This window comes from Thermodesulfobacterium sp. TA1 (assembly GCF_008630935.1).
GTDB lineage: Bacteria > Desulfobacterota > Thermodesulfobacteria > Thermodesulfobacteriales > Thermodesulfobacteriaceae > Thermodesulfobacterium.
Genome location: NZ_CP043908.1, coordinates 786406 through 799736, shown reverse-complemented (window position 1 = coordinate 799736; position 13331 = coordinate 786406). Strand labels below are relative to the sequence as shown.

Genomic DNA, 13331 nt, shown 5'->3' with positions numbered 1-13331 from the left:
TTTATTGTGAAATTTTAGGGATTATATCTATTGAAACTCTCAATATTGTATTTAACTTTTAAATTAATTATAAAATATGTGGAGGTAAAAAAATGAAGCTTGATAGGTATACGTTTAAAGCGCAAGAAGCTTTACAAGAAGCCCAAAAATTAGCTGAAGCAAGAAATAACCCTCAATTAGAACCCGAGCATCTTCTATTAGCTTTGGTCACCCAAGAAGGGGGCATTATCCCAACCATACTTGATCGGTTGGGTGTAAACTCAAAAATTATAGCTACAGAGCTTGAAGAAATTATAGATAAGTTTCCTAAACTTACTCAAGGGGCTTATCAGTTATATCTTTCTTTAAACCTTAAGCAAATTTTAGACAAAGCCGAGGCATTAGCCCGAGAAATGAGAGATGAATACATTTCAACCGAACATCTTTTCCTGGCTATCATAGATAGTCCAACCAAAGCAGGAGAAATCTTAAGAAAAAGGGGAGTAAGTTTTAGCAATACCAAAGATGTTATTAATAAAATAAGAAAAGGACAAAGGATTACAGATCAAAACCCAGAAGAAAAGTATCAGTCATTAGAGAAGTTTGGAAGAGACCTTACTGCCCTTGCTAAAGCCGGTAAACTCGACCCTGTAATAGGTAGAGATGAAGAGATAAGAAGGGTTATGCATATCTTAAGCAGAAGAACTAAAAACAATCCTGTGTTGGTTGGAGAGCCAGGAGTAGGAAAAACAGCTATAGTAGAAGGTTTAGCTCAAAGGATAGTAGCAGGAGATGTACCTGAAATATTAAAAAATAAAAGAATCATTCAGTTAGACCTGGGTGCCTTGATAGCAGGTACTAAGTTTAGGGGAGAGTTTGAGGAAAGATTAAAGGCGGTGTTAAGAGAGGTTCAGGCAAGTGAGGGAGAAATCATCCTTTTCATAGATGAAATCCACACCTTAGTTGGGGCTGGTGCGGCTGAAGGGGCGATGGATGCAGCCAATATGTTAAAACCTGCTTTAGCCAGAGGCGAGCTGAGATGTATCGGAGCCACCACCATCGACGAGTATCGTAAATACATAGAAAAAGACCCAGCCTTAGAAAGACGTTTTCAACCTGTATATGTAGATGAACCTTCTCCCGAAGAGGCTATAGCCATCTTAAGAGGTCTAAAAGAAAAATACGAGGTCCATCACGGAGTAAAAATTACCGATAATGCTATCGTAGCTGCTGTAATGCTTTCTCATCGTTATATTACTGATAGATTTTTACCTGATAAGGCTATAGACCTTATAGATGAAGCAGCTGCCAAACTTAGGATTGAAATAGACTCTATGCCTACAGAAATAGACGAAATAGAAAGAAAAATTAAACAGTTAGAAATAGAAAAAGTTGCTTTGGAAAAAGAAACAGACCCCAAAGCACAGGAAAGACTTGCTAAAATTTTAGAGCAGCTTCAAGAACTTAAAAACAAGGTAGCTACTTTAAAAGAACAATGGCTTAAAGAAAAGGAAATTATTCAAAAAATAAGAAAACTTAAAGAAAGAATAGACCAATTAAAGGTTGAAGCTCAACAGGCTGAGCGAAAGGGCGACTTAAACCGGGTAGCAGAGATTATCTATGGTATCATACCTCAGCTCCAAAAAGAACTTGATGAAGAAAATCGTAAACTTGCCGAGCTTCAAACAGAACATAAGTTTTTAAAAGAAGAAGTAGACGCAGAAGACATAGCGCAAATCATCTCTAAGTGGACAGGGATCCCGGTAAGCAAACTTCTTGAAAGCGAGAGAGAAAAACTCTTAAAAATAGAAGAAAAACTAAAGGAACGTGTGGTTGGGCAAGACCATGCGATAACGGTGATTGCTAATGCCTTAAGAAGGGCAAGAGCTGGCCTAAAAGACCCCAATAGACCTATCGGTTCCTTTATGTTTATAGGACCTACAGGGGTAGGTAAAACCGAGCTTGCCAAGGCGTTGGCTGAGTTTATGTTTGATACTGAGGATGCAATGATTAGAATAGACATGACCGAATACATGGAAAAACATTCTGTCTCAAGGTTGATAGGTGCTCCTCCGGGCTATGTAGGTTATGAAGAAGGTGGCCAGCTTACAGAAGCAGTAAGAAGAAGGCCCTATTCGGTAATACTTTTTGATGAAATAGAAAAGGCCCATCCAGATGTTTTTAACATCCTTTTACAGGTGCTTGACGACGGAAGACTTACTGACGGAAAAGGCAGAACTGTTGATTTTAGAAACACTATCATCATCATGACCTCAAACGTAGGTAGTTTCTACTTCCAAGACCTTTCTTTAAACCATACTGAAATAGAAACAAAGATAAACGAACTTCTAAAGGCTACATTTAGACCTGAATTTTTAAACAGAATAGATGAAATCATTATCTTTAACAACCTGCAGAGAGAACATATCATAAAAATAGTTGACATCCAGATTAAGTACTTAAACGAGAGGTTGGCAGAAAAGAATATGAGTTTAGAACTTACAGAAAAAGCAAAAGAACTGATAGCTTCTTATGGATACGACCCGATGTTTGGAGCAAGACCTCTCAAAAGGGCTATCCAGCGTTATATCGAAAACCCCTTGGCCTTAAAAATCCTTGATGGTACCTTCGAAGAAGGTGATAAGATTATCGTTGATGTAAACGAACTTGGAGAATTTGAATTCAAAAAACAACCGCTTCATTAATCCTCCTCCTTACCCTATCTCTTATACCTATTTTTAAGAAAAAGGTATAAGGGATAGGGATTGAATTTTATATGAAAATTGGTAAACTTTATCATAAAAGATAATAAAATTTTATTCAAGGAGGTTTTTGAATGATGGATTTTAATTTCACTTTTAAGGGTCTTGATACATCAGAAGCTATCAAACAGTATGCAGAAAAAAAAATCAGTAAATTTGAAAAGTATTTTGAAGGTCCGGTAAACGTACAGATAGTGTTTAGAAGAGAAAAATTTAGAGAAATTGTTGAAATAATTCTTAAAGGAGATGGAGAAGTATTAGTAGCAAAAGAGGAAACTTCAGACATTTATGAAGCTATAGACCTTGCTTATGAAACCTTAGAAAAACAGGTTAAAAAGTTAAAAGAAAAACGTAAAGAATTTAGGAAAGGAAAAACTGTTGAAATATCTGAAGAAGCTTCTAGTCCAAACTACGAAATCAAAAAAATTGAGGTCAATCATCTATCTACCACAGAAGCTATTAAATGGCTTCAGAAAAACCATAAAGAGAGTTTCTTAATTTTTTATAATACCGACTATGATAAACTATGCGTAGCCTATATAAAAGACGATAAACCTGTGGTTCTTGTTCCAGAGTTTGCTTAAAAGATGCCTAATTTAATCATCATAAGCGGAACCTCTGGTTCCGGGAAAAGCACAGCCTTAAAAGCTTTTGAAGACTTAGGCTACCTTGCCATAGACAACTTTCCTACCAGACTTTTGGTTTCTTTTTTAAAAGAGGTTAAGGAGAGTTTGTCTGCAGACAAGGTAGCCTTGGTAATGGACATAAGGGATAAATATTTTTTATCTGAGTTTAAATATGTGCTTACTCAAATAAAAAGCTTAGGTTATTTCTGGGAACTCGTCTTTCTTGACGCCCGAACTAAGGTTATCATCTCAAGGTTTAACCTTACAAGAAGGTTACATCCCCTTTTAAAAGAAAAAGAATTAGGATTAGAAGAGGCAATAGAACTTGAAAAAAAACTTCTTGCAGAGATCAGACAACTGGCTACTCTTTTCATCGATACCTCTAATTATAACATCCATCAACTACGAAACGAAATTTTTAACAGATATAGAAAAAGGACCGATTTTAAAAACCTTGTGTTGCACTTTATTTCTTTTGGATATAAATATGGGCTTCCACCTGAAGCAGACTACGTATTTGATGCGAGGATGCTTCCTAACCCTTATTTTGACCCTGAACTAAAACCTCTTACCGGAGAAAATCGACTCATTAAAGAATATTTGTTAAAATCTGAGGTTACCCAACAATTTTTAGATTATTTAAAAAATTTTTTAAACTGGTTAATCCCTGTTTATTCTAACAGCAACAAACGCTATCTTAGTTTAGCCATAGGCTGTACAGGTGGAAGGCACCGTTCCGTAGCTTTGATAGACCATTTAAAAGATGAATTAAAGAATTTTTCATCGGATGTAGAAATTATTGTATCTCACAGAGACATAAATAAAGATGAGTAAGATAGAGGAGTTACAACAAGAAGAAGACCTTAAATTTATAGCTTGGTTAGAAAAAGAGCTTTTTGAAGAACCTTGGGATTACCAAACTCTTTGGGCTGAGTTTAAAAACCCCTTTTCTAAAATCTGGATCCTTAAACATCAAGAAGAAAAGCTCGGTTATCTTATTTTTAGACAAATTTTAGATGAGGCAGAAATTTTAAGAATAGGTATAAAAAAAGAGCATCAAAAAAAGGGGTTAGGAACCTTTCTTTTAAATGAGTTTTTGAGATATTTAAAAACTAATGGGCTAAAAAAAATCCATTTAGAATTAAGGGTAGACAATCAACCTGCACTTAAACTATATCAAAAAATGGGTTTTCAAGAGGTTTATCTTAGGAAAGGATACTATCAAAATACAGACGCTTTAGTAATGACTAAAACCCTTTGAAATCATGATAAAATGATGGAAAAGTTTACGTCTAAAGCTCTATTAGCCAACTTAGCCTATACTTTCGTAGAAGACGTCCAATATGAACCTAAATATAATGTTTTTTTAGAAATTTATGCGAAATTTCCGGGACTTAGGCAGCAAATAGAACATCTTTTAAAAGAAAGCTTTCACCCTTATAAAAACAGTGCTCTTGTTTTAGAAGAACTAAGAAGTTTCTTTTTAGCCAATCTTTCTTTATTAATCAAACATCCTTACAGAAACAGAGCTTATTGGTTGATTTTTGACCTTTTGTTTAAGTTTTTTGGTAAGGACCAGGACGTTAACATCAAGACCGCAGAAACTATCTTTTCTATCCTTGACAAAACGGCTGACCTTATAGACCAGGAAAGTTTTTATGAATTAATCCCGGTTTTTAAGGAAATTTTAAAGGCCATAACCAATCTTCCAGAAGAATATTTTTTAAATTTTTTAGAAAACTATTACTCTTTTAAACGTTTAATACAAAAATTAACCAAACTTTCCCTTTCGCGAGAACTTGAGTTAGTTTACATAGACCTTTTTAAAAAAGCCTATATTTTAACCTATACTTTGTGGGAAAAATTAGCAGAAACCTGTGAGGTTAATCTTATTCAAAAACTTTCTGAAAGTAATATAAAAGAATACTTTTTAACCCCAAGTTATTTTAACGACCTTCTTAAATGTTTAAACGAAGAAACGGTTAATTTGTCTCAACTTTTGTCCTTTCCAGACCATTTAGACCTACTTAAAAAGCTAAAAAATTTTATATCTTCTATCAATCAACTAAACCAACATCATATCTCAGATGAATTAAAGATTAATTTTCTTTTTGATTTGATAAAAGCTCCTCTACTTAGGCTTATCCATGAAGAACTGATCAAAGAAGTAAACCGAAACTTGATTTTACTTATAAACTCCAAACCTTCTCAAAACTTAGATGAGTTTATCATAAAATTTTTTGGTATCCTTAAAGAAAAACTTAATCTTTATCCTCGAACTGTCCTTGAATGCATAAAAAACATCGGAATTTGTATTTTAAACAAAAAAGAAGTCTATCTTATAGAGGTGTTAATAAACGAAATCATTAAGTTTGGTTTTCAACCTCCCCAAATCAGGGGAATTGGTCTTAACTGGAAGATAATCCAAAATCCTCATCATCTTATTAACATAAAAACTTGGCTTGAGATCTTTAAGGTTAATCCTGAATGGTGTAGCAGTCTTCTTGCTGCGATGATACTTAACCTAAAACTTTACGGCATTTCTATCAAAGATACCGACCTTTTTCAAAAAGAGATTACTCATCTACTTAATGCACCTATCAAACCGGTATATAACCTTACAAAACAGTTTTGTAAACTATTGCCTGTCTATTACAACGAAATCGGAGCTGAAGGCCTTATAAGAGACCTTTCAACCGAACTTGACGAGCTTTTCAAAAGAAGAGACACCTTAATCCACTTTTTAAGAAAATTTATCCACATCGAAAACTCAAGCTTAGCCGTTGAGTTTATCCAAAATATACTTAAATTCTGGTTTACCTTAGATGATACACATATTATTAAATATGTTCCGGAAACAGTTCATAATAAAATAAAAAATGAAGAAATAGAATTACATGTTCAAATGCAAAAATTAATCCAAAAGGTTTTTCAGGAAGCAAACCTAAAGGACTTTGAAGACCTTTTAAATATAGACCTTTATTCTTTGGAAAAAGCCCTTAAAAACATAGATTTTGACGAAAGCTATAAGAAAAAGTTTTATCTTACCGTTTATTTATACCATTTAGAGTATCAAAAATATTTTGGGGTTCTAAAAGATGTAAACCTTTTGTTGATGCAGTATGATGAAAGAGAATATCCTTTTATCAAAGAACTAAAGACACTGCTTCAAGAAGAACCCAAGGATTTGTATTTGCTCTTAGAAAAGATTTTAGGCTGGATGGAAGAGCTTAAAGGGGTCATTTTATCTCAACAAACCTATCCTCCTTTAGAAGAAATTTTGCAAAAAAGGCACATAGCTGCAGACATCCCCTCTATGTATGGAAGGTATAAAGAAAAAAAGTTTGACGCCTTAGGTCTCACCTTTCGTCTTGAATACTTAGCCAACCTTTTATTTGAAAAACTAATAGAGGGCTTTGATTTACAGTTTATTACCAGGGCATCTTTCTTTAAAATCCTAAAAATTTTAAAACTTTTCAAAAAAGCCCTTGAAATAGACGGAATTTTTTCGCAAAAGTTTGAATCCTCCCTAAACCTTTTAGAATATTCGCTAAAAAGTTATCCTCTCACTTACAATCAATACTTAGATATCTTTAGAGGACTTTTAGAGGGCGTTCAGCATATAGTTAAAGTTTACTATGTTAACCCCTATCTTAAGGTTTTTCCTTTAGTTTTTCAAACCTTAAACGAGGAAGAGATTTTATCAAAATATAAAAAATGTTTTTGTGGATTAGAACGAGAACAAATTTATTTTTGTATAAGTGAGGTGGTTATAAAAGATATCATAGGGGAGGCCTTTGGCTTAACCCATTTAGACCGGTTTCTCAAAAAAATCTACGACATCCTTTCTTCTTACTTAGAAAAAATAGCTAAACAGGACCTAAACTTGCTTATGAGTTATGACCCAAGGAGAACGGTTTCTTTTATCCATAAACCTAACTCCTTAGTAACCGACCTAATCTATCTCGGTAATAAAGGTTATATCCTTACTATATTAGCCCAAGAAGAAGGAATAAAAAATAAAATCCCTCCAGGATTTATCTTAACCACCGAAGTTTTTAGATGTTATCCCCTTATCCAAAAATATCCAGAGCTGTGGAATGATTATACAGAAAAAATTAAATATAATATCAATCTGTTAGAAAACATTTCTCAAAAAGTTTTTGGAGGAAAAGAAAATCCTTTAGTAGTCAGTATAAGAAGTGGGGCTGCTCTTTCTATGCCTGGGATGATGAACTCTATCTTAAACGTAGGGTTAAACCTTGAGACGGTAGAAGGGTTGGCTAAGGTTTCTGGAAATCTATGGTTTGCATGGGATACTTATAGAAGGTTTATCCAAAGCTGGGCGATGGCTTTTGGGGTACAGAGGGATTTTTTCAACCATCTTATGCGGGAGCATAAAAGAAAGTATAAGGTAAAGAAAAAAAGGGAGTTTAGCGGAGAACAGATGAAAGAACTTGCGTTGTTATACAGAAAAAGTGTTCAAGAATTAGGAATTCCTGTTTTAGATGACCCTTGGGAACAGCTTTTTAAAGGTATTGAACTTATTTTAACCTCTTGGTTTAATGAAAAGGCAAGGTCTTATCGTGAAATAATGCAGCTTTCTGACGAATGGGGTACAGCGGTCATCGTTCAGCAGATGGTTTTTGGAAACATGGGAGACCTAACAGGAACAGGGGTTACGTTAACCACCTCTCCGGTAGGAAAATTTCCGAGGATTATCCTCTGGGGAGACTACACCTCTTATAACCAAGGAGAAGACATCGTCTCAGGGCTGGTAAATGCCTATCCTATTTCTATAGAACAAAAGAAGATAGAAGAAAGAGAAGGACCTTCTTTACAAGAAGCTTTTCCTGATGTTTATAAAGCTTTACTTGATTTAGCCTATTATTTAGTGTATGAAAAAGGATGGGGCCACCAAGAAATTGAGTTTACTTTTGAAGGAAATGACCCAAATTCCCTTTATATTTTACAAGTAAGGGATATAATTCTTAGAGAAGAAAGAGAAATACCCTTCTTTAGCAAAGAATTACTTAAAAACTTAGAATACATAGGTAAAGGTATAGGTGTTACCGGTGGGTTGATTTCAGGTAAGATAGCTTTTGGATGGGAAGATATTTTAAGCATGGATACAGGAGAACCCTTGATATTGGTAAGATACGATACAGTGCCAGACAACATACGAGAAATCCACAGAGTAGATGGTATTCTTACGGCAAGAGGCGGACAAACCTCACATGCTGCCATAGTAGCTTCAAGACTGGGGAAGATCTGTGTGGTTGGTTGTGAAAACTTAAGTATAGACGAAGTAAAGAAAGAAGCCAAAATTAACGGACATGTCCTTAGGTTAGGGGATTGGATCACCTTAAACGGAATAACCGGTCAAGTTTTCAAAGGAAAAATCGACCTTTTAACCAAGGCTTCAAAATATAACCATATAGGAGGTGTATTATGAAGTTAGGCATAAACGGTTTAGGAAGAATTGGTAAACTTACTTTGTGGCATCATATAGCAAGAAAGTATTTTGATGAAATTGTAGTAAATGTTGGAAGAGAAGTGGGAACTTCTTTTTCAGATATAGCAAGCTACTTAGAAAAAGACAGCACCTATGGATGGCTTCCTGTTTATCTTTACGGACATAAAGGAAAAAGGGTTATTGAAAATTTAGACGAAAAAGAAGGAACGATGTATATAGACGGGGTAAAGGTAAAAATCTTGAGAACCAGTAGGAATCCTAAGGAAATAAACTGGAGAGAAGAAGGGGTTAAGTTGGTGATTGATTGCACCGGAAAGTTTAGAGACCCAAACGCAGACCCAGAAGGTTCTAAAGGTGCTGTTAGAGGACATTTTTTGGGAGGTGCTGAAAAAGTAATCGTTTCCGCACCGTTTAAGGTTAAAGAAAAAGAAAAAGGTATTCCAGAGGATGCGGTTACAGTAGTTTATGGGATAAACGAAGAGGTTTATCAACCTAACAAACATAACCTTATCTCCGCCGCTTCTTGTACTACCACCTGTTTGGCTTTTATGGTCAAACCACTTTTAGATTATTTTGGAGTAGACCGTATACTTTCAGCCTCGATGGTTACCGTGCATGCTGCTACTAGTTCACAAGTAGTGCTTGACCGTCTACCTAAGGAAGGCACTAAAGACCTTAGAAGAATGAGAAGCGTTTTTAATAACATCATACTTACAACTACCGGTGCAGCAGAGGCCCTTAGCTTGGTTATACCTGAGATGAAAAAAGTAGGTTTTATGGCAGAAAGCGTGAGAGTTCCTTTAACCACAGGAAGTTTAATCATACTCACGATAAACATTCAGGATGAAAGCATAGAAAACCATATAGACAGAGAACTTATCAATAACATCTACAAAGAAGCTGCCGCTACTAAGTACAAAGACTTTCTAATTTTTACTACAGAACAAAACGTTTCTTCAGATGTCATAGGCTATCCTAAGGCTGCAGCCATCATAGAAGGAAGCGAAACCCATACCAGGACAGCCACCGCCAAAGTTGACATCTGCAAAGCACTACCAGAAGTAGGCACAGTCTGCACCCACGTAGAAATTCCTATTACTCAGGTAGTAGTTTATGGATGGTATGACAACGAGCTTGGGTCATATACTAATATGTTAGGAGACCTTACAGTCTACATAGCAGAAAAGATGATATAGGTAGATAAGTAGGATATGATTAGAAGAAAAGGTAGAGAAATAGCTTTACAGATTTTGTACCAAAAAGAGCTATCTAAGGCCTCTACCGAAGAAGCTATTAATTTGTATAAAAAATTTCTTAACATAAACAGCCTTGAGGCTTTAAGTTTTGGCGAAGAATTGGTGAGGGGAATCTCAGAAAACTTAGAGTTTATAGATGGTATTATCCAAAAATATACCCCTTCCTGGCCTTTAGACCGAATAAACATCACAGATAAAAACATTCTTAGGATAGCGGTTTATGAAATGTTTTTTAGGCCTGACATTCCTGAAGTGGTTTCTATCAACGAAGCTGTTGAGCTTGCCAAACTTTACGGCACAGACGATTCTCCTGCTTTTGTAAACGGGGTATTAGACAGCATCTATAAAAAGGAAATAAAGGTACGCAAAGATGAAAAAGCCTAAGGTAATCACCATAGACGGACCTGCAGCCTCTGGGAAAACTACCGTTGCCAGACTTTTGGCTAAAACCCTTGGATATTCCCTTTTAGAATCAGGGGCTTTTTATAGGTTGGTTACTTGTTTGCTTTTAAAACATAACTTTTACGAAGATTTTATCTCAAAAAAATTGGACCCCAAAGATACCTTAGAAAAAATTTTCTCTTCGGTTACGGTAAAACTTACCCCAGAGGCTACCCAGATTTTTTATGAAGGAAAAGAGATTAATCACGAACTTAGAGAAATTCAGGTAGAAGAAAGGGTTTCAGTAGTAGCTGCCATACCTGAAGTAAGAGAGTTTATCACCGGTTTTTTAAGGAGGCTTGTTGACCATCGTTTAGTGGTGGCTGAAGGAAGAGACATGGGAAGTGTAGTTTTTAAAGAAGCAGAACTGAAAGTTTTTCTTACGGCAGATGAACAGGTTAGGGCTGAAAGAAGATATAAAGAAAAAGTTGAAAAAGAAGTTCTGCACTACGGAACGGTTATAGATAACCTTAAAAAAAGAGACCAGCTTGATAGTACAAGAAAAGTTGCTCCCTTAACCATACCAGAAGAGGCTCTGGTTTTAGACACCTCTAACCTTTCCCCTGAAGAGGTTTTACAAAAAATTCTTAGCCATTTAGAGAATTTAGAGAAAGCATGAAAGAAAAGTTTTTAAGCTTAGAAGAGTTTATAAAAAAAGAAAAGGAAAAAGCCCGCAAACTTAGACAAACCAGATGGTGGAGACGTCAATTAGAAAAAGGGGTATGTTATTACTGCGGAAAAGAGGTAGGTGCCAAAAACCTTACGATGGACCATAAAATCCCTCTTTCAAGATGGGGAACCTCAGACAGGATTAACATCGTTCCTTGTTGTAAGGAGTGTAATAACAAGAAAAAATACTTGTTACCCTGGGAATGGGAGGAGTACGTTAAAAGACTTAAAATTACTAATGTAGAAGAGGGATAAGATGTGTGGGATAATAGGATATATAGGGGATAGACAGGTTATTCCTGTGTTATTAGAAGGTTTAAGAAGGCTTGAATACAGAGGGTATGATTCAGCAGGGGTAGTTTTTTTTGAGAAAAACGAAATAAAAGTCATTAAAACCAAAGGAAAAATTCTAAACTTAGAGGAAAAACTTTTTAAACCTTTTCCTTCTAAAGCTAAGGCCCCTGGTCTTGGACACACCCGTTGGGCAACCCACGGAGAACCTTCTGACGAAAACGCTCATCCCCATTTTGATTGCCATAAATCTTTTGCCTTGGTTCACAACGGGATCATAGAAAACTATTATGAACTAAAAACCAAGCTTTTAGCCAAAGGTCATAGGTTTGTTTCAGCTACAGATACCGAGGTTATCGTTCATTTGATAGAAGATTTTCTAAACCAGGGTCTATCTCTTAAACAGGCCTTTTTTAAAGCTTTAAGAACGCTTAAGGGAGCTTATGCAGTAGCCTTAATCCATAAAAACCACCCTGATTTAATCTTAGTCGGTAGAAACCAAAGTCCTGTAGTCATAGGTTTAGGGAATCAGGAAAATTTTATAGCCTCTGACATCCCTGCCCTTTTGCCGTTTACTAAAGAGGTGTTGTTTTTAAACGATGGTGAGGTAGCGATAGTTAGCAAGGATAAAGTAGAAATATACGACCTATCAGAAAATCCGGTTTTAAGAGAGCCTTATCATGTTACCTGGGACATAGCCTCGGCTGAAAAAGGGGGTTTTGCCCATTTCATGCTTAAGGAGATTTACGAACAACCTGACGCTGTAAAAAATACGATGCTTGAAAGGATTGACTTAGACAAAAATCAAGTAGATTTTTCTAAAGAAGGATTGACCGCAGATTTCTTTAAAGATATTCAAAGGTTTTACCTTGTTGCCTGCGGTACCTCTTATCATGCTGGTTTGGTGGCTAAATATCTTATAGAACGAGAACTAAAGATTCCTGTAGAGGTAGATATAGCCTCTGAATTTAGGTATAGAGACCCGGTAATAAACGAAAAAACCCTTTTTATAGGAATTTCTCAGTCAGGGGAAACAGCAGACACGCTTGCGAGCTTACGGTTAGCTAAAAGCAAGGGGGCTAAAACCCTTTCTATCTGTAATGTAGTGGGAAGCACCATAGCCAGAGAAAGCAAGATAGTACTTTATACCAAAGCAGGTCCAGAAATAAGCGTTGCCTCTACCAAGGCTTTTTCTACCCAGGTTTTAATTTTTGTGCTTCTTACCATTTACCTAAAACAAATCCTTTTTAAAGAAAACGAGAAAGGAAAAAAGATAGAATCCTTGATCAAGTTGCCCTCTCAGCTTAAACTTTTTATAGAAAAAGTCCATCCTAAAATCAAACTTTTGGCCCAAAATTATTATCAAGCCTCAAACGTCCTTTATCTTGGAAGAAACATCCTTTATCCTATAGCCTTAGAAGGGGCTTTAAAACTCAAAGAAATCTCCTATATTCATGCAGAGGGCTATGCAGCAGGCGAGATGAAACATGGTCCTATAGCCTTAATAGAAGAAAAAGTGCCCACCATAATCCTTGCAGCCAAAGAAACCGGGATTGTTTACGAAAAAACTCTCTCAAATGCTGAGGAGGTTAAGTCTCGCAGAGGTCCTATCATTTCTTTGATAACTGAAGGGGCAGAAGAATTTCAAAAAATTTCTGATGAATATATAGAGGTACCCTTGACTTTTTATGAATTTTTACCTATTTTTTATGTCGTGCCTCTTCAGCTTTTAGCTTATGAGATAGCTACTTTAAGAGGATGTGACGTAGATAAACCAAGAAATTTAGCCAAAAGTGTAACGGTTGAATAAGTAATGGTTAAGTAAAAACTA

The 13331-nt window shown here is 35.7% G+C and carries 10 protein-coding genes; all 10 read left to right on the top strand.

Translation table 11 applies throughout. The features are described 5' to 3' along the window. The first annotated feature begins 92 nt into the window (after nt 1-92). The 10 genes from clpB (at nt 93) to glmS (ending at nt 13310) form a co-directional block, all read left to right on the top strand. On the top strand, nt 93-2684 hold the full coding sequence (gene clpB, locus F1847_RS04115) for an ATP-dependent chaperone ClpB (RefSeq protein WP_150071829.1): 2592 nt from the start codon (nt 93-95) through the stop codon (nt 2682-2684). A 134-nt stretch (nt 2685-2818) separates the two neighbouring features. Continuing rightward, the gene (hpf, locus tag F1847_RS04110; RefSeq protein ID WP_168194262.1) at nt 2819-3325 is read left to right on the top strand and encodes a ribosome hibernation-promoting factor, HPF/YfiA family; all 507 of its coding nucleotides are present in this window, start codon (nt 2819-2821) and stop codon (nt 3323-3325) included. A gap of 3 nt (nt 3326-3328) precedes the next feature. Next, nucleotides 3329-4201, top strand: coding sequence for an RNase adapter RapZ (rapZ, locus tag F1847_RS04105; RefSeq protein WP_150071827.1), 873 nt, complete (start codon nt 3329-3331; stop codon nt 4199-4201). After that, nucleotides 4194-4628: a ribosomal protein S18-alanine N-acetyltransferase gene (rimI, locus tag F1847_RS04100; protein WP_150071826.1), complete on the top strand. Its 435-nt coding sequence runs from the start codon at nt 4194-4196 to the stop codon at nt 4626-4628. Before rapZ ends, rimI begins: the two co-directional genes overlap by 8 nt. A gap of 15 nt (nt 4629-4643) precedes the next feature. Next, on the top strand, nt 4644-8822 hold the full coding sequence (locus F1847_RS04095; RefSeq protein WP_168194261.1) for a PEP/pyruvate-binding domain-containing protein: 4179 nt from the start codon (nt 4644-4646) through the stop codon (nt 8820-8822). Beyond that, nucleotides 8819-10039 carry a type I glyceraldehyde-3-phosphate dehydrogenase gene (locus F1847_RS04090; RefSeq protein WP_150071824.1) on the top strand — a complete coding sequence of 407 codons (1221 nt, stop codon included), beginning with the start codon at nt 8819-8821 and terminating at the stop codon, nt 10037-10039. Before F1847_RS04095 ends, F1847_RS04090 begins: the two co-directional genes overlap by 4 nt. 15 nt (nt 10040-10054) lie before the next feature. Further along, on the top strand, nt 10055-10483 hold the full coding sequence (nusB, locus tag F1847_RS04085) for a transcription antitermination factor NusB (protein ID WP_150071823.1): 429 nt from the start codon (nt 10055-10057) through the stop codon (nt 10481-10483). Continuing rightward, nucleotides 10470-11159, top strand: a complete 690-nt coding sequence (cmk, locus tag F1847_RS04080) for a (d)CMP kinase (RefSeq protein WP_150071822.1) — start codon at nt 10470-10472, stop codon at nt 11157-11159. Before nusB ends, cmk begins: the two co-directional genes overlap by 14 nt. Next, nucleotides 11156-11464 carry an HNH endonuclease gene (locus tag F1847_RS04075; protein ID WP_150071821.1) on the top strand — a complete coding sequence of 103 codons (309 nt, stop codon included), beginning with the start codon at nt 11156-11158 and terminating at the stop codon, nt 11462-11464. Before cmk ends, F1847_RS04075 begins: the two co-directional genes overlap by 4 nt. 1 nt (nt 11465) lies before the next feature. Then, entirely contained in the window at nt 11466-13310 is a 1845-nt protein-coding gene (gene glmS, locus F1847_RS04070; protein ID WP_150071820.1) for a glutamine--fructose-6-phosphate transaminase (isomerizing), read from the top strand. The last annotated feature ends 21 nt before the right edge of the window (nt 13311-13331 follow it).

Bases quoted from the DNA above. Each gene is read 5' to 3' on its own strand.
- rimI (WP_150071826.1), top strand. From the start codon at position 4,194: ATGAGTAAGATAGAGGAGTTACAACAAGAAGAAGACCTTAAATTTATA.
- glmS (WP_150071820.1), top strand. From the start codon at position 11,466: ATGTGTGGGATAATAGGATATATAGGGGATAGACAGGTTATTCCTGTG.
- F1847_RS04095 (WP_168194261.1), top strand. From the start codon at position 4,644: ATGGAAAAGTTTACGTCTAAAGCTCTATTAGCCAACTTAGCCTATACT.
- nusB (WP_150071823.1), top strand. From the start codon at position 10,055: ATGATTAGAAGAAAAGGTAGAGAAATAGCTTTACAGATTTTGTACCAA.
- F1847_RS04075 (WP_150071821.1), top strand. From the start codon at position 11,156: ATGAAAGAAAAGTTTTTAAGCTTAGAAGAGTTTATAAAAAAAGAAAAG.
- clpB (WP_150071829.1), top strand. From the start codon at position 93: ATGAAGCTTGATAGGTATACGTTTAAAGCGCAAGAAGCTTTACAAGAA.
- hpf (WP_168194262.1), top strand. From the start codon at position 2,819: ATGGATTTTAATTTCACTTTTAAGGGTCTTGATACATCAGAAGCTATC.
- cmk (WP_150071822.1), top strand. From the start codon at position 10,470: ATGAAAAAGCCTAAGGTAATCACCATAGACGGACCTGCAGCCTCTGGG.
- rapZ (WP_150071827.1), top strand. From the start codon at position 3,329: ATGCCTAATTTAATCATCATAAGCGGAACCTCTGGTTCCGGGAAAAGC.
- F1847_RS04090 (WP_150071824.1), top strand. From the start codon at position 8,819: ATGAAGTTAGGCATAAACGGTTTAGGAAGAATTGGTAAACTTACTTTG.